Annotated in this window: 15 protein-coding genes; 8 read left to right on the top strand and 7 right to left on the bottom strand. The window is 41.5% G+C overall.

Features of this window, described 5'->3' with window-relative positions:
• Positions 1 to 284: 284 nt before the first annotated feature.
• Positions 285 to 926 carry an NAD(P)H-binding protein gene (locus F0227_RS14380; RefSeq protein WP_171753919.1) on the bottom strand — a complete coding sequence of 214 codons (642 nt, stop codon included), beginning with the start codon at positions 924 to 926 and terminating at the stop codon, positions 285 to 287.
• 131 nt (positions 927 to 1,057) lie between these two features.
• Here F0227_RS14380 and F0227_RS14385 point away from each other — a divergent pair, with 131 nt between their 5' ends.
• The 3 genes from F0227_RS14385 to F0227_RS14395 are packed head-to-tail and all read left to right on the top strand — an operon-like array spanning position 1,058 to position 2,787.
• Entirely contained in the window at positions 1,058 to 2,002 is a 945-nt protein-coding gene (locus tag F0227_RS14385) for a LysR family transcriptional regulator (protein ID WP_171753920.1), read from the top strand.
• On the top strand, positions 2,002 to 2,511 hold the full coding sequence (locus F0227_RS14390) for a hypothetical protein (protein WP_171753921.1): 510 nt from the start codon (positions 2,002 to 2,004) through the stop codon (positions 2,509 to 2,511). The genes F0227_RS14385 and F0227_RS14390 overlap by 1 nt, the downstream gene beginning before the upstream one ends.
• A 24-nt stretch (positions 2,512 to 2,535) precedes the next feature.
• Positions 2,536 to 2,787 carry a hypothetical protein gene (locus F0227_RS14395; protein WP_171753922.1) on the top strand — a complete coding sequence of 84 codons (252 nt, stop codon included), beginning with the start codon at positions 2,536 to 2,538 and terminating at the stop codon, positions 2,785 to 2,787.
• Between the two features lie 1,452 nt (positions 2,788 to 4,239).
• Here the strand turns inward: F0227_RS14395 and F0227_RS14400 are convergent.
• From F0227_RS14400 to F0227_RS14410, 3 genes are all read right to left on the bottom strand, one after another.
• Entirely contained in the window at positions 4,240 to 4,386 is a 147-nt protein-coding gene (locus F0227_RS14400; RefSeq protein ID WP_171753923.1) for a hypothetical protein, read from the bottom strand.
• Positions 4,387 to 4,837: 451 nt separating this feature from the next.
• The gene (locus F0227_RS14405) at positions 4,838 to 5,806 is read right to left on the bottom strand and encodes a DUF2860 domain-containing protein (protein ID WP_171753924.1); all 969 of its coding nucleotides are present in this window, start codon (positions 5,804 to 5,806) and stop codon (positions 4,838 to 4,840) included.
• Between the two features lie 215 nt (positions 5,807 to 6,021).
• Positions 6,022 to 6,924 (bottom strand): LysR family transcriptional regulator, encoded by a 903-nt coding sequence (locus F0227_RS14410; RefSeq protein ID WP_171753925.1) that lies wholly within the window; start codon positions 6,922 to 6,924, stop codon positions 6,022 to 6,024.
• Positions 6,925 to 7,199: 275 nt separating this feature from the next.
• Here F0227_RS14410 and F0227_RS14415 point away from each other — a divergent pair, with 275 nt between their 5' ends.
• From F0227_RS14415 to F0227_RS14425, 3 genes are read left to right on the top strand one after another with little or no spacing between them, the layout of a single operon-like run.
• Positions 7,200 to 8,432 (top strand): adenosylhomocysteinase, encoded by a 1,233-nt coding sequence (locus F0227_RS14415; RefSeq protein WP_171753926.1) that lies wholly within the window; start codon positions 7,200 to 7,202, stop codon positions 8,430 to 8,432.
• Positions 8,433 to 8,487: 55 nt separating this feature from the next.
• Positions 8,488 to 9,750 (top strand): NupC/NupG family nucleoside CNT transporter, encoded by a 1,263-nt coding sequence (locus tag F0227_RS14420; RefSeq protein WP_171753927.1) that lies wholly within the window; start codon positions 8,488 to 8,490, stop codon positions 9,748 to 9,750.
• Between the two features lie 44 nt (positions 9,751 to 9,794).
• Positions 9,795 to 11,669 carry a metallophosphoesterase gene (locus F0227_RS14425; RefSeq protein WP_171753928.1) on the top strand — a complete coding sequence of 625 codons (1,875 nt, stop codon included), beginning with the start codon at positions 9,795 to 9,797 and terminating at the stop codon, positions 11,667 to 11,669.
• Positions 11,670 to 11,730: 61 nt separating this feature from the next.
• Here F0227_RS14425 and F0227_RS14430 read toward each other — a convergent pair whose 3' ends face one another.
• Positions 11,731 to 12,627 (bottom strand): LysR substrate-binding domain-containing protein, encoded by an 897-nt coding sequence (locus tag F0227_RS14430; RefSeq protein ID WP_253822110.1) that lies wholly within the window; start codon positions 12,625 to 12,627, stop codon positions 11,731 to 11,733.
• Positions 12,628 to 12,645: 18 nt separating this feature from the next.
• Positions 12,646 to 12,990 carry a YajD family HNH nuclease gene (locus F0227_RS14435; RefSeq protein ID WP_171753929.1) on the bottom strand — a complete coding sequence of 115 codons (345 nt, stop codon included), beginning with the start codon at positions 12,988 to 12,990 and terminating at the stop codon, positions 12,646 to 12,648.
• Between the two features lie 215 nt (positions 12,991 to 13,205).
• Here F0227_RS14435 and F0227_RS14440 point away from each other — a divergent pair, with 215 nt between their 5' ends.
• Positions 13,206 to 15,299, top strand: coding sequence for a methyl-accepting chemotaxis protein (locus F0227_RS14440; protein ID WP_171753930.1), 2,094 nt, complete (start codon positions 13,206 to 13,208; stop codon positions 15,297 to 15,299).
• A 56-nt stretch (positions 15,300 to 15,355) separates the two neighbouring features.
• Here F0227_RS14440 and F0227_RS14445 read toward each other — a convergent pair whose 3' ends face one another.
• The gene (locus F0227_RS14445) at positions 15,356 to 17,368 is read right to left on the bottom strand and encodes a hypothetical protein (RefSeq protein WP_171753931.1); all 2,013 of its coding nucleotides are present in this window, start codon (positions 17,366 to 17,368) and stop codon (positions 15,356 to 15,358) included.
• Positions 17,369 to 17,531: 163 nt separating this feature from the next.
• On the opposite strand from F0227_RS14445, the gene F0227_RS14450 reads away from it, so the two are divergent.
• Positions 17,532 to 22,403 carry a DUF1566 domain-containing protein gene (locus F0227_RS14450; protein WP_345775809.1) on the top strand — a complete coding sequence of 1,624 codons (4,872 nt, stop codon included), beginning with the start codon at positions 17,532 to 17,534 and terminating at the stop codon, positions 22,401 to 22,403.
• Positions 22,404 to 22,448: the final 45 nt, after the last annotated feature.

Consider the following 22,448-nt stretch of genomic DNA (forward strand, 5'->3'; position numbering starts at 1 on the left):
GGCACTGGAATTTGCCAGTGCGGGGTAAGCATATGTTTTATTGAGTTTCTATGTCAATAACTGACTGATGGTTTGCGATAGGTTTAGTGTTTTTACTACTTAAAAGTAACAACTGGGACAGCCATCTTAATATTTAAAATGCATGTCCTCGTTGTGCACGTTGTGCTCGGAATTTTATAAGTAAGCAGATATCTCTGTTGAAGTTTTAATTGAAAATGCCAGAGGTTAGTGCCTCTGGCATTTTTGCATAAGCGCCTTCTATTTTATTTGACACTGAATACCTGTTAACTGCTGGTAGCTACAAAGGGCAATTTATTGTGCCAGTCAGGCTTATCCAGTACGTCCAACATAAGATCTGCCAACTGAGCGGCATCGACTTTCATCCCCATAGTTTTAGTATTTGAAAACTGAATACTGCCCGCCAGATTATTAGTAATCATTGGTGGTCGAAAAGTGGTATAAGCAAGCCCCGAAGAGCGCAACAAAGTAATCTCAAGTTCTTTAGCCGGCGTTATTTCCGGTACAGTTAACTTCATTAACCAGCGCATAATATGACGGGAAATCGTAATTTTTTCTCCCTTATATGAAGCACTTGCACCCGCTACATTAACAATTCGGGTTATTCCTTTGGCATTCATTTCATTGATGAGTGACGTCATTGCCTTACCAAACTGCTCTGCCTTAGGCCCCCCTTTTCGTACAGATGGTGGTCCGATTGTGCTGATTACTAAATCGACCCCTTCTAGGGTTTTTGCCTGATCTTGAGGAGAAAAGTAATCGCCGGTGACGATCTCTACTTTGTCACTGAGTTCACCTAGTTTGTCCGGGCTACGAACCAGTGCTTTGACTTCAATTTTTTGCTCGAGGGCTGATGCTACAATTTTTCTTCCTAACATGCCGGTTGCTCCGAATAGCGCGATCTTCATACCTTCTCCTGATTCGTCTCTTCAATTACTTAGTTGATAACAAAATTATATTTGGTTCACATGTGCAATGTAACTAGCTACAATTGAAATCCGCTGTTCCATTAATGCACCAGTAGAAATAGGAGTCAGATGTGGTAACAAATCAATTTGAGTGGGATGACCTACGTGTTTTTCTGGCTATTTATCGAGGGCGCTCAGTTCGCTCAGCTGCCCGTATAATGGAGGTAAGTCATTCAACGATATCTCGCAGGCTTCAGGCGATGGAAGAGCAGATGGAGAGAAAACTGTTTTTGCGTCATCAGAACGGTTTTATTCTCACTGAAACGGGTGAGGCTATGGTTGAGCGGGCAGAACGGGTGGAAACTGAGATCCTCAGTATGCAGCGAGAGGTGTTTGGAAAAGATTCGACTCTGGCTGGAGTCATTCGTATCACTGCTATCCCTCAGATTGTTCAACACTTGCTGATGCCATGTGTGAAGGAGTTCTCCCTGCTTTACCCTGAAATTGATCTTCAAATTGATTCCAGTTATCAACTAAGTAATTTAAGCCGGCATGATGCCGATGTTGCTATCAGAGTACAGAAGCAACCGGATGATCATTTAATCGGACGCAGATTACCAGACTTAGCCAGTGCAGTTTATGCGACAGAGGAATACACGAAAGAGCATAGATTTACCGGACAATCTCCCACAGCTCAATGGGTTGGATGGATTGCTAATGGTAAGGAAATGGATAAGTGGCACAATAAGACGCCATTTCGGAACTGCAGTGTAAAGCATCGCATTTATGATCCTGTTTCTCATGTACAAGCGATTAAACACGGATTAGGGTTTTCCATCTTATTTTGTTTTGTCGGTGATAATGATGAGGATCTAGTTAGGGTGAAAGGGCAGCAACAGCTTAAAAGCTCTCCATGCTGGATATTGAGTCATCCTGATGTTTTTGCCACAGAGAGGGTACGTATTTTCGTGCGATTTCTTCATAACTACTTAACGGAAAGGAAAGCCAGATTAAGTGGTGAAGCAACAACAGGGACAGCCACCTTAATAAACATAACAAATAACGCAGGTGATTAGTGTTTGTAGATAAATATAAGTTAGCCAGTCAAAATGAGTTCCTGAAACCAAAATTTAGTGCTTTTGCTAAGGCTGAACCATGGACGAAAATGAAATCTGGGCAATATAGTTCGGGTCTTATCACGGTTGTTGATGAAGGTTTTGATGACTCTTTTTTAAGAAGCTGGTCTTGGCTAATAAAAGATAAACCATTACTACTTGCTACAACTGCTTGGGGAGACTTTATTTATGCATGTGGCCGAGAGAAGAAGTTTTTTATTGTTCTAGTTGATCAATTTAGGAAGTTTGCGCTTGGTAATAGCTTATCCGCAGTTTTTGATAAAAATGTCGCTTCTCCTGATTTTATGTTGCAAATACTGAGGCTTAATGAATTTGATAAAGCAATGAAGGTTGTTGGTGAACTTGAGTATGGAGAATGTTATGCCATTGAGCACAAGAGCAATTTGTTGCGTAAGAAAAATATATCTATTTTCCTTGATGTTTTAGGCCAAACGGGCAGACAATTGTAACGTCAATGTTATTAAGGGGTGAGGTTGATTAAAGATTACCCATATAACTTAGCAATTGATGATTTTTCAAAATTTATCAGTCGCGTCGTCAAAGATAAAGTAGTGTTGCAAGAGTTTTTAGAGCTCCTTGAAGATGCGAGAGATAGAAAAACTTTCCCGATGCGAGGTTTACACCAAAAGCTTATGTCGTATAGAAAGGCTAAGGCTGACTACACTACTTTTACTGAAGGTGAGAGGGAAATGATCGAAGATTTGATGTATTTTTGGGGTAGTTGAATTGAATTGCTACGCAGCCTGATCCCCTACCAGATCAGGCTCACCACCTATACAAAATCCGTCCCCAAATCACCTCCTCGATGCCCCTAAATATCAGGGTAAATCAGTATTACAACAACAGGGACAGCCACCTTAATAAACAAGTTTATTGTGCTTGTCCTGTTAGTTTACTGAGCAGATGAGAACTGACTGGTTTGAATCTTTTTTAAGATGCATGTCCTCGCTGTGCTAGTTATCAGTTGAATTAATCTAAACGACACCTGATTACTTCCATAGAAACTCCAATCACAGGATCTAACGAGGATAGCCATCTTAATGATCTTAAGATGCATGTCCTCGTTGTGTCCACTCGTTGTGTCATGCTCGTTGTGTCAAAAAGGTAAATGTTTATATTGATACCTTGGGTATTGGAGATATAGGCGAAGTTCTGCCTGAAGGTAAAATTATAGAAGAAGAGTTTAAATCATATGTTCAAGGTGCTACAGAATAGGGTCTTATGGCCAAACAAGTATTTAGGCGAAAAGTCTAGGCTATTGATAATATTTACCCTCATTGGCTTTATATTGTTCAGAGCTATAGAGTATTGGGGGGCTTTCAGCACAATTAGAGTGTCACACTTTCTGGCTCTTTATATGATCCTAGTTGTCAGAAGCTTTTTATATGATAAAGAACTTCCAATTGGAACGATTTCATTTGAATATAAACCGGATGATGAAAGTAGTCAGTCTTCTAGGCTTATAATTGTTTTTGGTAGTTTAATAATCTATGGAATTTGCCTTATTTAAATAGTCATATAAATTTTGTGATTTATAGACATCGAATAAAAAAATGGATTATGAAAGGGATAGGCATCTTATGGGTTTAAACGATACCCAAAGACGAAGAAGTAAAAAAATCAGTTATAGAGTATTTTAAAAATGATGAAACTAAATAACCTAATATGGCCACACAAGTACATAGGACTGACTATGAGAAACATGATCATGGGTCTAGTCGTTGTCTTATGGGTTGGCTCAATTTATTACCATTTTAGTTATCTAAACACGGTTTCTGCTTTGCATCTAGTAGCACTGTATCTAATTTTTTTAATGTGGTGTTTTTTAAATAATAGAACAATGCCTATTGGCACCATTTTGGTTGAGTATGAAAAAGATAGTCAAGGTATTCAGCTTCAGAGATTTATTAAGTTTTTGATTTGTATTGTTGCGTTGTGGTATTGCTTACTCCCGCGATAAATTGAAAAATGGTAAATATTCTCTTAGAACGCCACTCATCCGAGTGGCGTTCCTTCCCTGAACCACCCAGAATCTAACAGGAATCTAACAGGGACATGCACCTCATGAAAAAACTAATATAAGTTTTTTGTAGAGTTTTCAATCTTTAATAGCTAATTGAATTTATTAAGATAATCATGAAGAAAGGCACCTGACAATGGTGCCTGTCTTTTATCTATTATTCTTCATCCAGATGCTTAAACTGGTTAAGCAATGTCAGCAGAAAAACACGTATTTCGTTATCAATTGGGGTGTTATCGCAGTTTGCGTTAAGGATAAAGTCTTCAACTTGCAGATAGAAATCAGGTTCGTTTTGATGGGCCATGGTGACCTCCGATGGTTCATTTCTAGCTTATATCACCACTCAAAGGTACTAATCAAAGGGTGGTGAACTGAACAAGGTTAGTACTACCGCACCATCGACACGGTCAACCGAAGTTGCCTCGCTCAGTCCACCATAATTCAGTTTATTGTCCATTAGTTAGACAAATTCACCGTGTTCAGGTGTGACAAAGCCGCATATAAAAAAACCAGCATAAAGCTGGCATTTACATGCCGATGGTTAAAAAGCAGGGTACTAATCCCGACACTGGATTTTGCCAGTGCGGGGTAAGCATATGTTTTATTGAGTTTCTATGTCAACAACTGACTGATGGTTTGCGATAGGTTTAGTGTTTTTACTACTTAAAAGGACAGGCAGCGCATCAGAGGCTATGTTTTTGTTCATAGCCTCTGAAACATACAGTATTTAAAATAAAGAGTTACTCAAGTAGGCTCTAGAACATATAGGTTAAACCAACACCAACCATGTATTCACTTTTGTCGTAAAAAGTAATGTTTGAGTTTGTTTTATCGTAGCCAACTAGCGCATTGAATCCCCAGTCTTCCCAACCAAATACTTCTTCGTATTCGTAGCCCACATTAAAACTTAGGCTATTGTCTTTTTGTGTTTTGGAGAAAACAGGATTTAATGCAGCAAATTTCTTGTGGTTATAATCCATGTTAAAGGACATAGCATGCTGATCGAAACGTCTTAAATAAGTTAGAGATAAACCATACTCATCAAATGACATCGCTTTGCCGTCGGCATCAAAATTATGGTACGAAACGCTTGGAGAGAAAAACGACTCTTCACTTATAGGAAGTTCACTGGATAAAGATAGGTAGTAACCTTTACCGTCACGCTGCATCACTTTCTGCTGTGCTGCAGTTAAATGGCTAGCGGACTTTTCATTTTTAATATCTTGATTGTAATAGGCAAAATCCATAGAGATAGGAGAGCCGAACATGTACTCATACTGGAAACGGTAGGTGTTGCCTGAAATATCACTTTTTTTGCGTTTGCCGGTAAATTTATACGGGTCTTCCCACACTTCACCTTTAATAACCGTCGGCAAGTAACCAAAAGAGAGCACCGATTCATCTGCTAGTTCAAAGGAATAACCAAGCTCTAAAGCAAATATACCTTCGATAATATCGCTACGAGCGTTACCAAAATAGAGTTGATGATCATTGTCATCACCAAAGGTGTAACGTAACTGCCCTAATGCTGAAAAACCTAAATCAGAGTTGGATTTAGCTTGGCTATTTTGTTTAGCCGTCTCATTTTCTGTACTTAGGTTGTTCTTACCGCTGCCATATCCTGTAAGCACACTGACTTCACCGCTTAAACCTTCTTCTCCTAACTCCGCATAGGCAGAGCTGCTAAGGATAATGCCTGCGGCTAATAGATAGATATTTTTCATGTAATTTCTCTGTTAGTTGACCGAGGTGAATAGTTTCTCTTAGAGGAGGTGAATGTAGAGTAAATGATATGGAATTTTAATGGTTAATTTGTCAATAGCTAGCAACAGGGTGAAAAGTGATGCAATGATCATTAGAAATAGGGCGCCATGGCGAAATTAGATAGAGCTGAAAGAGTGGCAGGCAAATGCTAAACAACGGCTTGCTTTGCAATTAATTAGGTTTTTGTGTCACAAACATAGTTGACGATGTGATCAATAAAAGTGCGGATTTTAAATGGTGCCACCGTTGTGCTGGGATAAACAATATACAAATCAGTTGCCCATGTGTATTGAGTGAGTAGGCTAATTAGTTCGCCATTTTTGATAGATTCTGAGGCCAGAAAATCGAGAGAGCATGCTATACCTAAACCATCCTTCGCCATTTGTACCAGCATGGATTCGGAGTCAGAGCGTATTTTTGATTGTAAGTTGACCATCTCTGATGAGTTATCATCAAAATGAAACTTCCATTTGTCTTTAGTTAGGCAACTTCGATAATTCATACAGGTGTGATTTCTAAGGTCGCTGGGTGAATGTGGCGTTCCGTGTCGCTCAATATAGTGAGGGGAAGCAACTACATAGGTTTGAATCTGTTTGATTTTTCGACATTTATAGCTGCTATCTGGCAACTCACCAATATGGAATGCGAGATCGATGTTGTCTTTTACCAGATCTTCTAAGGTGTAGCCGTAAGTCACTTCAAGCTCGACATTGCTGTAATGAGAAACAAAACTACTAATGGCACTGACTAGCTGTTTATCGTGTTCGAGAACAATTGGCAGTCGAATTCGTAGTATGCCTCCTAACGTCTCATTTTTTTTGTTTAAGGTATCGTGACAGCGGTGGATGTTATCGATAATTTGGCTATATTGTTCGAATAGATACTTGCCCTCCTCAGTGAGAGATAACGTCCTTGTGGTTCTTTGAATGAGCATACACTGTAGCTCTTTTTCAAGCTGTTGGATCTGTTTGCTAATTACCGATTTTGATAATACCAACTCTTCAGCAGCAAGGGTGAACGAGTTGTTTTTTGCTACGGTATAGAACGTGGTTAATAAATTTAGATTGATATTTTTCATCTGTCACCTCACTGGTTCAGTATAAACCAACGCCTGTAACTTTCTCTGATGTAAGTTCAATCATTATTCATCTCAAGAAACAAACTGTCTCTATATAAAAACAATACAGATGACTTTCTGCGCTAAATGAACCATTTTTAAATCAATAACCTAATAAATATCTATCGCTTAGCTCTCATTATCGTTCTTGTCAGGAAACACTGTTTCTTTTTTTCTTCGTTTTTCTCTTCTTACGATTTGTCCATGATGAAAAGGACAACAAGAGGAAAAACACTATGTCTCAAATTAGTAAATCAACAAAACAACTACCTACCTGTGATATTGCCAACATCGACCTAGCAGCTGAAGGCCGAAAGCGAATCAAGTGGGCAAAAGCCCATATGCCGATCATGAACAGTCTTATTGAACGCTTGGAAAAAGAGCAACCTTTTAAAGGCCTAACGATCGGTATCTGTTTGCATGTGGAAGCAAAGACAGGTGTATGGATGGAAGCATTAATTAAAGGCGGTGCGAAAGTCGCTCTGACTGGGTCTCCAGGCTCGACTCAAGATGAGACGGCTGCCGCCCTGGTGGAAGATTATGGTGTCCACGTATTTTCTCGCCGAGATGAAACGTTTGAAGACCATATCAATTACTGCAAAAACGTGTTGAGTTTTAATCCGGATATCATTGCTGACAATGGCGCCGACCTACATGAACTGGTTTTTACGGACAGTGAATTCTCAGCTATCAAAGAGAAACTGCTTGGTGCAACCGAAGAGACGACCACGGGGGCCAATCGCCTTCGCGAAAACTTTGAGTCCGATCTGTGGAGCACTCTTATCATCAACGACACCATGTCTAAAAAAATCATAGAAAACAGGTTTGGCGTCGGTTCATCGGTTGTTGATGGCATTATGCGTGCCACCAACGTGATGTTGCATGGCAAAAAAGTGGTGGTGATTGGTTATGGATATTGTGGCGCTGGCACGGCGCAAAGACTAAGAGGAATGGGGGCTCACGTTACGGTAGTCGAGAGCAATTCTCTCACCCGACTTGAAGCTCATATGGAAGGTTTTTATACCGCAACTCTTGAAGAGGCACTACCGGACTGCGACATGGTCGTCACTATTACGGGTCGTGATGATGTATTGCGACGAGAGCATTTCGCCTTAATGGCTGATAAGACGATTGTTGCGAACGCTGGCCATTTTCAACGTGAAATTAACTTGCCGCAACTTGAAGAACTGAGCATAAACAAAGAGAAAATTCGTCCTCACGTTACCGCTTATACGCTTGTTGAAAATAATAAACAGATCTATGTCCTTTCAGATGCAAACCTAGTCAACTTATCTGCCGGAGATGGCAACCCAATTGAGATCATGGATCTTGGGCTAGCGTTACAAACACTGAGTTTAGAGCGCATTGCATGTGATGCAAAATCCTTAAGCAAAACACCTCAACCTGTTCCTTACGATATAGAGATGAAAGTCGCTGAGTTGGCCTGTTATCACTGGATCAACCACTAACGACCCCCTCGAAAAGAGCGGCTATTGCCGCTCATTAACACAAGGAAATTATGTTATGCAATTTGTATTTAGCTTAATTGGTATGTTGGCTTTGCTAGCCATCGCCTATGCGTGCTCGATGAACCGAAAAGCGATTAAACCTCGAGTAGTTATCGGTGCTTTTTTGATTCAGTTTTTAATTGGGGCATTCGTACTTTTTGTGCCGATAGGAAAAGACGTTTTGCAGTATGTCTCTATGGGAGTGAATGCTGTACTAGGTTTTTCTAAAGATGGTATTAGTTTCTTGTTTGGTGGCCTTGCCGATAACAAAATGTTTGAAGTGTTTGGCGGTGGTGGCTTTGTCTTTGCTATCCGAGTTCTCCCCGTCATTGTCTTCTTTTCCGCTCTGGTTTCTGTGCTCTATTACTTAGGCATAATGCAGATATTTATTCGTATTCTCGGTGGCGGATTACAGAAGGTACTCGGCACCAGCAAATTTGAATCTATGTCAGCAACAGCCAATATTTTTGTCGGGCAAACTGAGGCACCTCTTGTTATTGCACCATTTATTCAGCACCTGACGCGCTCGGAATTATTTGCAGTAATGTGCGGAGGGTTAGCTTCAATTGCGGGTACTGTACTTGGCGGTTTTGCCGCGATGGGCGTCAATATGGAGTACCTGATTGCTGCCTCCTTTATGGCAGCTCCCGGTGGATTGTTATTTGCAAAAATGCTACTGCCTGAAACGGAAGATATGGCGGAGCTTGAATCCTCTCGTCATGGTACGGGTGGCAGTTCTATTCAGGTAGAGAAACCGAGCAACGTTATAGATGCAGCAGCAGATGGTGCATCAAAAGGGGTATCGCTTGCCATCAATGTCGGAGGGATGCTGCTGGCGTTTATCGCATTAATCGCATTGTTGAATGGGATACTCGGTTTGGTGGGTGGTTTTGTTGGCATTGAAGCATTATCACTAGAAATGATTTTAGGTTATCTGTTCTCACCGTTAGCCATGATTATCGGTATTCCTTATGAGGAAGCGATGACGGCGGCAACCTTTATTGGTCAAAAGCTGGTGCTAAACGAGTTTGTCGCTTACGTAAACTTTACTGAGTTCTTATCGGTGAATGCGCTTTCGGAAAGAAGTACGGCCATCATTACTTTTGCACTATGTGGTTTTGCTAACTTTTCGGCGGCTGCGATGCTACTTGGTGGTTTGGGCGCAATGGCTAAAGAGCGCCGCTCGGAAATATCTCAACTCTGCATGTACGCGATACTGGCTGGAACCTTGTCAAACATGATGAGTGCCACCATTGCTGGTTTCTTTTTGTTATTTTGAGTTTCAAGACGATGGCCAACTATGTTGGCCTTAAGGCAATTATGATGAAAAATAAACTTTATATATTCCTAACTTTATACTTTAGTAGCTGTTTCGTTATGGCAGAAGACGAGGTGAATGTTAGATTGATAGGTACATCCGATCTGCATTCGTATATCAGTAACTTTGATTACTATAAAAACAGTAATACTGATAAATATGGGTTAGTTAACCTTATTGCTGAGATAGAAAAATACCGCTCGGAAGTAAAAAATACTGTGCTTGCTGATACCGGAGACTTATTAGTAGGTAATCCATTAGGAGACTATTTAGCAACTAATTTTGAGCCAGATAGTGATAATAATGCACCAATAATGTGTGTACTAAATACGCTAAATTATAGTATAGCGGCTCCTGGAAATCATGATTTTGATTATGGATTAGAATATTTGCATTTCAATTATGATAAGGGGCAGTTTCCAACGGTTTTATCCAATGTATATCATTATGGAAGTGATAAACCTTACTTTAAACCGTATGTGATAGTACCGCAAAAAGTACAGTCAGAATCTGGTAAATTTTACACATTGAATGTGGGGTATATTGGTATTGTGCCTACTCAAACAATGGATCTAAATAGTAAATGGCTTAAGGGTAGAATTGATATCGTTGATCCTCTGCCAGAAGCGAAACGATGGTCTAAGGTAGCCAAAGAAAATGGCGCAGATATCGTTGTAGCGTTAGCACACTCTGGTATGAAAGACGTAGCGTACATAGAAGGTATGGAAGACATGGCGTGGCATCTGTCGAAAGTAGGTGATGTCGACGCAATGTTATTTGGACACACACATAAACCGTTTCCTAGCAAGAAGTACGCTAAAACCAAAAATGTCGATATTAAGAAAGGTACAGTAAATGGTATACCTGCTGCTCAACCTGGTAAGTGGGGAGATCATATCGGTATTGTTGACCTTGAGTTACTTTATGACAACGGTTGGCAAATAAAGGATGGCTCAGCATTTGTTGTCTCTAATAAGGAGCTAAAAGAGTCAAAAAAACAGGTATTTAATGTCAATAGATGTATTGAAGAGCAACATGACAAAATTGTTGAAGCGTTTAATAAAAGAGTTGGTACTGTAGATGTAGATATAACTAATGACTTTAATTTATTAGCCAATGACTCTGTTTATCAAATAGTGAGTGATTCGCAATATCAGTATGCTATTAATCATATTGATAGTGAGCTTCCGATATTATCATCATCCCCAGTTGCAACCCATCGTAATGATCCTGCTCATTATGTTGCGATCTCAAAAGGCGATGTCAATATGCGTGATGTAGGTGCTATGGTTTATTCCTCTACTCTTGCAGCGAAAGAGATCACAGGAGAAGAGGTAAAAGAGTGGTTGGAAATTTCAGCGTCAATGTATTCTGAACCAAATTCGAGCTCTAATAACATTATTAAAAGTGATCATTTAACATTCTTGTATTACACCATTCCAAATCTTGAATACAAGATCGATATTAGTCAGCCTTCTATTTTTAACTCATTTGGTAATAAGGTAGCTGATGGTGAAGGACGAATAAAAGAGATTCGTTACAATGGAAAAGCCGTTGAGCCATCAGATAAGTTTATTATCATTGCGAGTAGTTATAGCCCATTCTTTGCTAATAGAATGAAAGCAGGGCAGTTATTTATTGATATTGGTCACCCGAACTCAAGAGAGGTTTTAAGAGATTACTTATCGACAATGAACGGTGTAGAAAAAAAGACGGAAGTAAGTAACAACTGGTTGTTGCTATTAGATGAAAACAAAGTATATCGATATACAGCAAGCAACAGTGCTGAGAATATCGAAAGTTTTCGGGAGTTTTCTGGTTTAGATATAACGTTAGATAAAGTTGATGGCAATACTAATACATATATTATTAAACCATAGGTAGGTAAAGTTGCACAGTTTCGAGTGTGCAACTTTACGATTTTTATTGCTTGTGTATCAATCACCTTTGTATTAAAGGTTGCCAGTTTAAGCAGTGTGAGATTAGCCGACTAAGCTGAGGGTTCAAGTATTTCTGTTTATGGTAAACCAAGTAGAATTGTCGCTTCATTTCCACATCGAGTTGAATGGCTTTGACTCTTCCGTCCGCGATTGCCGAGCCAACAGCAAGTTGAGATAAACAGGCGAACCCTAACCCAGCAGATACAGAATTTATAATCGCTTCTGTGGTGTTGAGTTCCACCGACTCGTGCCAATCGGTTAGGTTTGGTGCAATAGAGTGTAAGAAGAACTCACGTGTTCCAGACCCCGGTTCTCGAAGTACCCACGGTTGATTATTTAACTGAGAAATAGAGACTTTCTTTCCATCTGCTAATGGAGATGACGAGGCGGCAATAATAGCCATCTCATCGCCGCTAAATACTTGAGATATTAGCTCTGGGTGGGTCGTTGTACCTTCAATAAGACCAGCATCAAGTTCATAATCGAGCAGCTTTTCACAGATTGCGGCGCTATTGGAAATAAACAGTCGATGCAGTTTATCCGGAGCTTGTTTGGCCAAGTCTCCTAACAGGTACGGGGCGACTTGATTGCCTATGGTTTCGCTGGCTCCTATCCGCAGGGACGAGAGAGAGGAACTCCCCTCTGTAAACAATGTGCTTATTTCATTTGCACGAGCGATTAGTTCATCAGCCAAGGGTAATAACGTTCTACCTTCGAGGTTAAGAATTAATCGATTATTGACACGATCAAACAGCGCAGTCCCAAGCTGTTTTTCCAACTCAGATAAGGCCATGCTCACCGCAGACTTTGATAAACACAAAGCGTTTGCTGCGCAAGTGAGACTTCCGTGCTGAGTAATGGAAAAAAATACATTTAACTGTTTGAGCGAGATGTTCAACAGGCAACCTTTGCAGTGCTATTTCTTTAGCATATTGGCTAAATCAGCGAATGGGTTGTGTGTAGCACCCTGATGATTATCTTCTCCCGGTACTATTTCTGAACCGTATTGATCATGTTCAGTGTATTTGGAGTGCTCGTGGTCATGGCAGTACAAACATAATAGTTCCCAATTGCTGCCATCTTCTGGGTTGTTGGTATGATCATGATCTTTATGATGAACCGTTAATTCACGTAAGTTAGAGTATACAAATTCTCGAGCACAACTTCCGCATACCCAAGGGTACAGTTTTAACGCTTTTTCTCGGTAGCCTTGTTCTTGGCGGCCATAGGCGGCGCTAGTGCCATAATAATCTGATGCCATGGGATTTTCCTCAAATGTTACGTTGACGATTAACTGGCAAAATACTATCACAAAAGATGCCCATATAGAGCCTAGTTACTTCTGATATTGTCAGGTGAAAATGCATTTATTTAAGTTACCCAACAACCAAAACCGGTTTTGGTTGTTGGGCTCTTTATCACAGTTTGATTTATATATGCTTGCTAAAGTATTTGGCGCTGGAATAGGAGGCAATAATGAAATTCAATACGATTCAAGGGCGCATCGGTTTATATATTTTTTTGTGCTCTATGGTGATTTCTATCGTTTTAGTGATGACTTCATTGTTTAGTTCTGAGAGAACACTAGAGCTAACGACGAAGAGTTCCGAGAAGCTAGTTGTTTCTCTTACTGAAGCAAGCGTGAAGTCAGACGCAAAGCGTGTTGCAGGCATGGTAAGCAATGAACTTAAATCGGCACAAAACTATTTAGATTCGTTGACATTGAGCTTTGAATCGATAAAACAAGAGCAGTCTGTTGGTGGCATTGGGCCGATGGAAATCCGACAGTTGCTAAATAATATGTTGGTGCAGAGTTTAAAGTCAGACAGCAGTTACATTGCGCTTTACTCTGTATGGCAACCAAATATGTTAGGTGGTGCAGACAAAATTTTCAGACATCAACCCGGTCATAACAAAGCGGGAAGATTTGCTCCTTATTGGCATTACCAAGCTGGTGATGTGGTGGTGACCGCGTTAGACAATTTTGATGATGAAACGTCTTCTTCATCAGGCAGTCGCATTGGTGAGTATTATTTATGCCCTCAAGAGAGAGGCACTGCTTGCTTCTTAAAACCGTATAAAAATCATGATAATGGCGGTCAATTGGTCTCGTCTATTTCCTCTCCGATAATGATAGAGGATAAGTTTTACGGTGTTGTTGGTATTGATATGGACATGCGCTTTCTCGATAAGGTTGCTAAAAAAGTGGCTGGAGAGTTGTTTGATGGAAGCGGTATTATTACCATCCTAACCGAAACCGGTTTTGTTTTGGGTGGTAGCGAACAGAAAAAAGTAGGCGATAGTGAAGATGACCAATCCATACTGTCTCAACTAAACCGTGGTGAGACCAATATCTCCATTGCCGATGGTGTGATCACGGCATCATCGCCGATAAAAATAGAGCAGCTTGGGATTAATTGGTCGATTGTGTATCAAATATCAGAAGCTGTGGTATATCGCGATATTGAGCAGCTAGAAGCAAGTATTATTGCGGAGAATGACTCTGCTCGCACAGAGCAGATAATTGTGGCATTAATCGTCACTCTATTGTGCGTTACCTTGACCTATTTATTAGCAGGAAAAATTGTTAAACCTATTCATCAGGCCGTCGAACTGTTGTCTAAGGTCGCGAAAGGTGACTTATCTGTAAGAACTGATCCAAAAACCAATGATGAGACTAGACTGTTAATTAATGCCTGTAATGAGTTTCTAAATAAGACTCAACCTGTAATAAAAGACGTTGCTATGTCATCTAATCAGTTATTAGAAACCTCAAATGCGATATCAAGTGGAGCGATAGAAAATAGACAACGGTTGGATGAGCAACAAACCAGCTTGCAACTGTTGGCTGCTGCCTCGGAAGAGATGGCAAGCACTTCTGAGGAGTTAGCAGAGATCGCCAGCAATTCATCCTCATCGGCAGAAAAAAGCATTAAAGCGATCAAATCGAGTATTGGTACGATGGGGCAGCTTAACGATGTGACTGATCAGTTGTCGATGGAAGTCTCTAGTACAAACCAAATTGTGAGTGAATTAAGTGAAAACAGTAAGCAGGTATTTGGTGTTATTAGTGTTATTCAAGGTATTGCGGAACAGACTAACTTATTAGCACTAAATGCCGCTATTGAAGCAGCGCGGGCCGGTGAACAAGGAAGAGGTTTTGCGGTTGTCGCTGATGAAGTGCGCTCGTTAGCTCAAAGAACGCAAGAATCAACCGGTCAAATTGGTTCGATTTTAGAGACGTTACAAACAGAATCCAATAAAGCCGCTAATGCCATGCATATGAGTCTGGAAAAAGTGCAGCTCAATAAAGAACAAGTTGATGAAGTAACCGCTGCTCTTGATTCGATTCACCAAAGTGTTGATACGATTACAGGGTTAAATATGCAAGTTGCTACGGCGGCTCAACAGCAGAACGCCGTTGCCAAAGAGGTGAGTGAAGGTGTCAATAATGTGAGTCAAACGGCAACTCACATAGCAAAAGAGAGTGAACAGACAGAGTCATGGAGTGAAATGCTCACTCAACTGTCGGGCTCACTATCTAAGTCGGTGTCGGTATTTAAAGTGTGATAACCGAATAGAATTAATAAGCCGATATCTTTTCGTTGATATCGGCTTATCAAAGACTACAGCGATTTATACAAAGAAACCCATTGTCCACGTTCCAGCCCGCTAATATCAACGCCCTGTATTGCGTTGGCATTTACTGAATTCGTTGGTCTAAATCTCAGGCTTATGTTATTGAAACTGTCAGCAATCGATGCATCAATGCCAACCTGATCAAGTATATAGCCTAAATTTGTTGAGTCCCAGTTTGAATTTCCTTGAGTTTCCCACTGCTTTAAAAGCTCTTTGGTAACCAGTTGTCCGGCGAGTTTTAAGGTCGGGCCCTCTATATTTTTAAATTGATAGTAATCCAATTTCGCGGCAGAGAGTGTGAGCACCTTGTCTTCCAGTACAAATAGCTTATCCACGGCTGAGCCAGAAAGTGCAAACTGCTTAATCAGTTTTCGCTTAACGTTATCAACCACATAGAGCGATGACGTGGTGGAAATGGCACTCACTTTACCGTCCGGTGATGTGGCCATAAGTTTAATGGCGGCATCTAGCGATAAATCACTTATCGTCGTTGGATCAATCGCCTTCGTGACCCATTGAATGACATTAGTATTCAACCCTAGCAGCAGCTGATTTTCAGCCACGAAAGTGCCCGCAACCACATTCGGCTTATCAAGGGTGGTTTTGTTCAATAGAGTTCTGGAGTCAATAATTTCAGGCATAAACTTTGTGCCGGAGCCTGACGAGGTATCAAGGATCAACACTTCTGTCTCATCAAATGACGTGATGATGCTCGATGAGGCCGTTTTTAACGAATAGCTCACTGCTTTCATCGACAAATCGGTACTGTCTAGCAATTTTAACTCTTTGTTGCCATAGCTGCTGGTGGCCTTTACCGCGAGCAGAGATTTTTGTTGGTAGAGCGGATATAGGGTTTCAAAATTGTCGTTAAAACAGGCTGAACTGGATGTTGGCACGGTAGGTTTAGCGGGAGTAGGAGTGGGGATAACCACACCACTTGCTCCTGCATAGGTATCAATAGCAAAAGCAGTAACACTCTGGCTTGCACTCGTTTGAGCTTTAAGTGGTTCGGCGATACTGGTTAAAAATATGCCGTTACTGCCTTGAGCTGTACAAACATCACTTGCCTGTTTTGCTACTGAGCTGGTTGGCTGGTAAACCTTATAGGCTTGAACACTGTTTAAAGCGGGTACAAGCTGAATAATTTGATTTGATTGACCATTTTGATAGCCGGGTAAGTTACCAACGGTTCCGCCTGTGTAGTGGTCATCATCATCATCGTCGTCGTCATCATCGTCATATTTTAGCGCTAATGAAGCGTGTGCTTGTACCGCGATATTTTGATTGCGAGCCATGGTATCAATCTGTTTTACCTCATCAGAGCTGGTAATCAGTACTAGCTGTCCGTTAGCAGGATTAATCTCTGTGGATTTGGCTCCATTTAAGTCGGGCAGCGACTGTGACCCATGAACAACCACGGATCCATCGAGATCCATATGACGAGAAGGCGTTCCGGCCACGTTAATGTTAGTAAGATCAAATGTCTCATTTGCAATCATCAGATCGAGGGCATGTGAGATATTGGCATAGACAGATTGTTTACCGTCATTTTGCGCTTTCTTAAGTGATTTCAACACGATATCTGATTGAGCCTTTGGACCATGCGATGTATCTAAAGTACTGAAATCGATGCCCGCTTTTTCTCCCAGTTTTGTTTGTAGCGACGCTTTTGCGCTTTCTACATTGTTGCCAACGCTTGGGTTAAACAACATTTCACTGTGGATGAGTGTTGTGAAAGGGGTAACGATAGTCATCGCTTCTGAAGCGGTGAGTACTGCTCCTCCATAGTTGACCATTTTTGAGTAGCCCGATGTTGATAATAATTGACTCTCATAATCACTACAGCTACCACTCAAATCAGTGTCTGCACATACCGTTGAGTTTTGATATGCATAGGTCGAATTAGTGGGTGAACTTGACTCGTCAGAACCACAACCGGAAACAACTAAAGCACTAGTAATTGCCAGTGCCAACTTAGACAGTAAAAAATTTGTTTGCATTTTATAACCAATAATATTGTTCAATATCCAGATTGATAGCATTTAATTCTTCCATTAAAACACTTTACCAAATAAAAGATCAAATGATATTGATAATAATTATCGTTTAGATTAGTATTTGGCGCCTTATCAATGATGAGTTAACTTTTTTTTGGAGTAACTAGTGGCGAAAAATCAATACAAATGGATAGGTGTTTTAGCCGTTTCGACAGCACTAATTGCATGTGGAGGAGCAGAGTCTGATTCTAAATTAAGTTCTCCTGCTAAAGGCTCAAGTGCTAACCAGTTGTCGGGAGTAGTACTTGATGGATATTTGTATAAAGCGAAGATCTGTTTGGACAAAAATGGCAATGCTATTTGTGACTCTGGGGATGGTGAAACTGTCTTGACGGATGCTCAAGGGAAATATCAACTGAGCATTGAAGGCAATACCAGCGGGTATAGTTTGTTGGTCGAAGCTATTCCGGGGCTAACTATAGATATGGATACCCCTAATCAAACCGTTCAATCTGCGTTTACCTTTGAAGTTCCCGCGTCAGTTCCTAATGTAATCAGTCCGTTAACCGCTGTCATTGCAAGTGTGTCCAACAGCAGCAACATCAGTTTTAGTGAAGCCAAACAAGCGGTAGCGTTAGAAATTGGTGTCGATTCTGATTTACTTGATGCCGACTATGCCGCATTAGATACGGCAGAAAGCAAGGAAGTGCATATGCTTGCGCGAGGAGTGACTCGTGTATTGCAAAGTGCGCAAGAGGAGTCGATCAACTTAGGGGTAAGCCAAGAAAATGCCCGTAAAGGTTCAAAATATAAACTGGCGCAACTTGATGTTGCGGCACTAAAGCAAGAAACGGATCGTCTTTCTCATGGTTTACAAAATACCGACCAAGCGCTTGAACAACTGGGCAACCAATATCAAGACCAATTAGCCATTACTCCTGAAGAGATCAAAGGCGATACCATTGTGGCTCGCCCGTTAGCACCAAAAAATGGTCAGGTTAATGACTCAGCAGATACTTTTGACTGGGATTGGGTGCTTGGATTTAGCGATACTAAATTTTACCAATACTCTACCGATAACGGCTTATCTTGGAATCCAGTAACGATTAAACCCGTCTCTGTGGGCAGCCAAGCTATACCCGTTGGCTCAGTACAAGTTCGTATTGCGGCTTCACTACAAAATGATACCCCCGCAGGTGCGGCATTAAAGTCCACAGAAGCTTTCTCGTTAACCAGCGTGCCAGCGGCACCAAGTCAGGTGAATGTTAACAACGCTTTAAACACATTTGATTGGAATATTGTCGGTAGCTTTAGTGATGCAACGGATTACCAGTACTCCCTAGATAATGGTCAAACTTGGTTGGCGGCAACTCATAATCCTCAAACTATTGCCGACATCGATATTGCGGCAGGTTCGTTGTTGGTTAGAGTTGCAGAAGAGGCTTCAACTGGACGTCCTCACGGATTAGTGGCTCGTTCAACCGATGAAATGACAGTAACGCCTGCTACGCCAGATGCGCCTGTTTTAGACTTTGTTAATGATACGACTAATCTTATTAATTGGCATTGGGCCTCTGGTTATACATTACCAACCGACTATGAGATTTACCTTGGCTCAACATGGCAAGATGTCACGGCTATTCCGTATAACGTTGGTAATAAATTTATTGCCGCTGGTACTATCAAAGTTCGCGTAAAAAGCAACGCTTCAGATGCAAGGCCTGTAGGTAGCGCATTGACCATCAGTACGGATTTTACCCAATCCATTAATCAGCCTGCAGCACCAACATCCGCCATTATTGATGATGCGAACAATACTTTTGCTTGGAGCTATGTCCCAGGCTATTTAAATGCGACTTTGTATGAATACTCGGTAGACAGCGGCTTAACATTTAATTCGGTTTCGGCCAACCCGCAATCTATCTTGGATCTTGATTATCCAATTGGCAAAGTCTGCGTTCGAGTTAAATCCAACACGAGCCCTCAGCATGAAGCAGGGGAACCACTTTGTTCAGATAAAGCTTATTCTGTCACACCTCTACAGCCGGCAGCTGCAACTAATTTAGTCGTCAATGACGCGCTAGACACATTAAGCTGGGCGCTGTTAGCTGAGTACAGCGATGAAAGTGATTATGAAATAAATCCGTTAGGCTCAGGTTGGATGACAGTCAATGCCATTCCTTACCAACTCAGTGATCAAGCTTACCCTATTGGAAGTGTGCAAATTCGGGTAAAAGCAAACCCTATCAATGGTCGTCCTGCCGGTTTAATCGCCAGTAATAGAACCGCGTTAACGAAAAGACCGTCCGCACCTTCTGCTCCTACAAATCTTGTAACGGACGACGATGCCAACACATTGGATTGGACATTTGTCAGTGGCTTTGATCGAGCGGATCGGTATGAGGTATCACTTAACTCAGGTGCTGTATGGGACCAAGTTGTGAATAAACCTATTGTGATTGGTGATATTGATAAAGAGATTGGTCACATTCAATTAAGAGTTGCGTCGAACCCTGTAAACGGAATGCCAACGGGTGCTACAGCCAGCAATACCACCGCCTTTACTCAAACCCCTAAGCTGCCTGCACCGACTAATGCGGTCATTGTTAATACATTCGACGGTTACAATCCGGTGCAAAGTAATGGATTTAAGTGGGACTATTTAACCACCCAAGTTAATGGTAAGTCAGTGGCATTCAATCAGCCTGAATATTACGAGTTTACTCGTGACCAAGGTTTGACTTGGCTACCGGTTGTCTCTAAACCTCAATATATTGGTAGCGAAGCTTACGACAAATCCGCAGTTGGTATTCGTGTAAAAGAGAATGCTATTTCGGGTCAGTCAAATACTAGTAGTAATGTGTTATGGGCAACGGCGTCCACAAGTCGATTTGTTGCTCAGCAATATGTGCCAATGAAGAGCAAAACGTCGGTGGCAGGATTTAGCTATGATGATTCATGGAACACCTATGACATGAACTGTATCGCTGAATATGATGCTCAGGGCCGTGGTGAACCTACTTTCTGGGCGAGCTCCATTTCCGGTGACGCTGATACCATATTTGCGAAAGTTTCAGTTGCCGATGCTTGTGGAATAACTGGTTGGACATTGCCGAAAATAGCGGAAGTGATCACTTTATCATCACGAGATGCCGGTTCATTACCTTCCAAGCTAGCTTCATCTCTCATGTCTGACAACAGATCAAACATTTGGGCGGATAAAAACGGTGTCGCCGTTACGGTCACCAAAGGTGTTGAAGTGACGCCAAGCCAGTGGTCAACCAAATACGCTTATCCCAAGTGGCGTCTTGCTCCGACTGCGGATCTCGTTGCTGCTATTTATACGGCTAATGGGGCAATCACTGCTGAACTATCTACTCAAAATGCAGTTATCAGTAATGCAGAATCGTTCCTAACAACATGGCTGTCGGATAACCAGAATAAAAGCAAGAGCTACACCGTACTTGAAGCGGAAGCTCAAGCAAAAATTACTCAACTCGATGCTTTGTCACAACCTTGGTTAGATGAGCAGACAGCGGTGACGAACAAGCTTAAAGAGTTTGATTTTCAGGCCTATATGGCGGGAAACCGTCTAGATGCTCAAAGCCAAAAATTTGTTAGTGACGTAGCAAGCTACAAACAGCAAGTTATCAAGTTGCAGCAGAACATAGCAGGGCTCAACTCGCTGATTGAAGGGGCAAAGTTTGCCCAGAAAATGGCGACAGTGCAGATTAAATCCCAAGCATTAACAGTGGCGACATCGGAACTTAGTTCTGCGTCACTGGCTGCGGAAATACATCAAGCAACGCTCAATCTCTATAACGCTATTTTCGATGTAGAGACTCAATATGCTCAGATAAATGGCTTTATTGAAACACTGAATGCGTCAGCCAATAGTTTGGATTCTGGCTTCAGCTCCCTAATTGCGCTCTATCAAAACTTGATTAGTGAGTTGAACATAACAGCAGCAATTCACGATTTAGAACAATCTAAAACCGTTGCTACAGATGGTTTAAAACGCGCAAGCGACAGCGGTTTCACCGTCTCTAAGTCAGATTCGCTTGTGGGTAATCGATTCGCAAAACTTGATGAGCTTGGTCATTACCTACCTAGCAGTGCGACTTTTCAGCAAGGTTGGCGTTGTGTTGAAGATGTCAATGAAGTGGGCAAGCGAAGAGTTTGGATGTTACTTAAAGAAGGTAAACCAAACGGTAAAGATGATGTTGCTTACGATGCTTCCTCGGCTGGAATAGCCAGTGTGTTGGGATCAGGTGAGTACTTAGCAAGTACCAATACTGACAAGCTTTGCGGTTTTGCAGATTGGACAGTGCCGCATATCGCGCAGCTGCTATCTATCAAAACTAAGGCGGTTGAAGGTTCAAGCTCTAAAGTCACTTTAGACACTGACTTTTTCCCCAATCATCTGGCATTACTGCCTGAATATGACAAATCCTCATGGTCTGGCGGCGTTCGCTTCTATTACTGGACCAATGCTAGCGATCAAAGTCGGCAATATGCTCTCAGCTATGACAGCCAGCAAAACAGCCAAACAACAACTCGTATGGCGACTGATGGCTCGGAAAATAGTGTTGTATTGGCTCGTCTGGTAAGAGAGGAATCTAGCAGTTACGAGCTACTCGATACAAGTGGAACCGTAGTGACAGATCGAACTACAGCGATGTGTGCTCGCGATAAGAACAGCGGTCTTACTTGGCAACTGTTCTCTGTGGCAGACAGCAGTCGATTTAAAAAATACGTCGATGTACAACCGTTGCTAAGCAGCCAAAACAGCAACAGTGTTTGTGGAAAAAGCAGTTGGCGATTCCCTTCTAAGTCAGAGCTTTATGGCTTAATTCCACTCAACAATGATGTATTCAAATTTAATAACGCCACCGGTGGCAGTTACGACTCATACATAACCAGTGACAAAGGGCTTTACGATCGCCCAATTGCGCTGGATATGGAAATCATGAGCGAAACGAACGTCACTACAGCGAGTTATGGTTCAGCGTATTTGTATCGTTTCGTCGCAGACTAATTACTACACCAGCCTCGGGAGAGGCTGTTTTATACCCAGGAGTTT

It is taken from the genome of Vibrio sp. 99-8-1 (genome assembly GCF_013114595.1).
Lineage (GTDB): Bacteria > Pseudomonadota > Gammaproteobacteria > Enterobacterales > Vibrionaceae > Vibrio.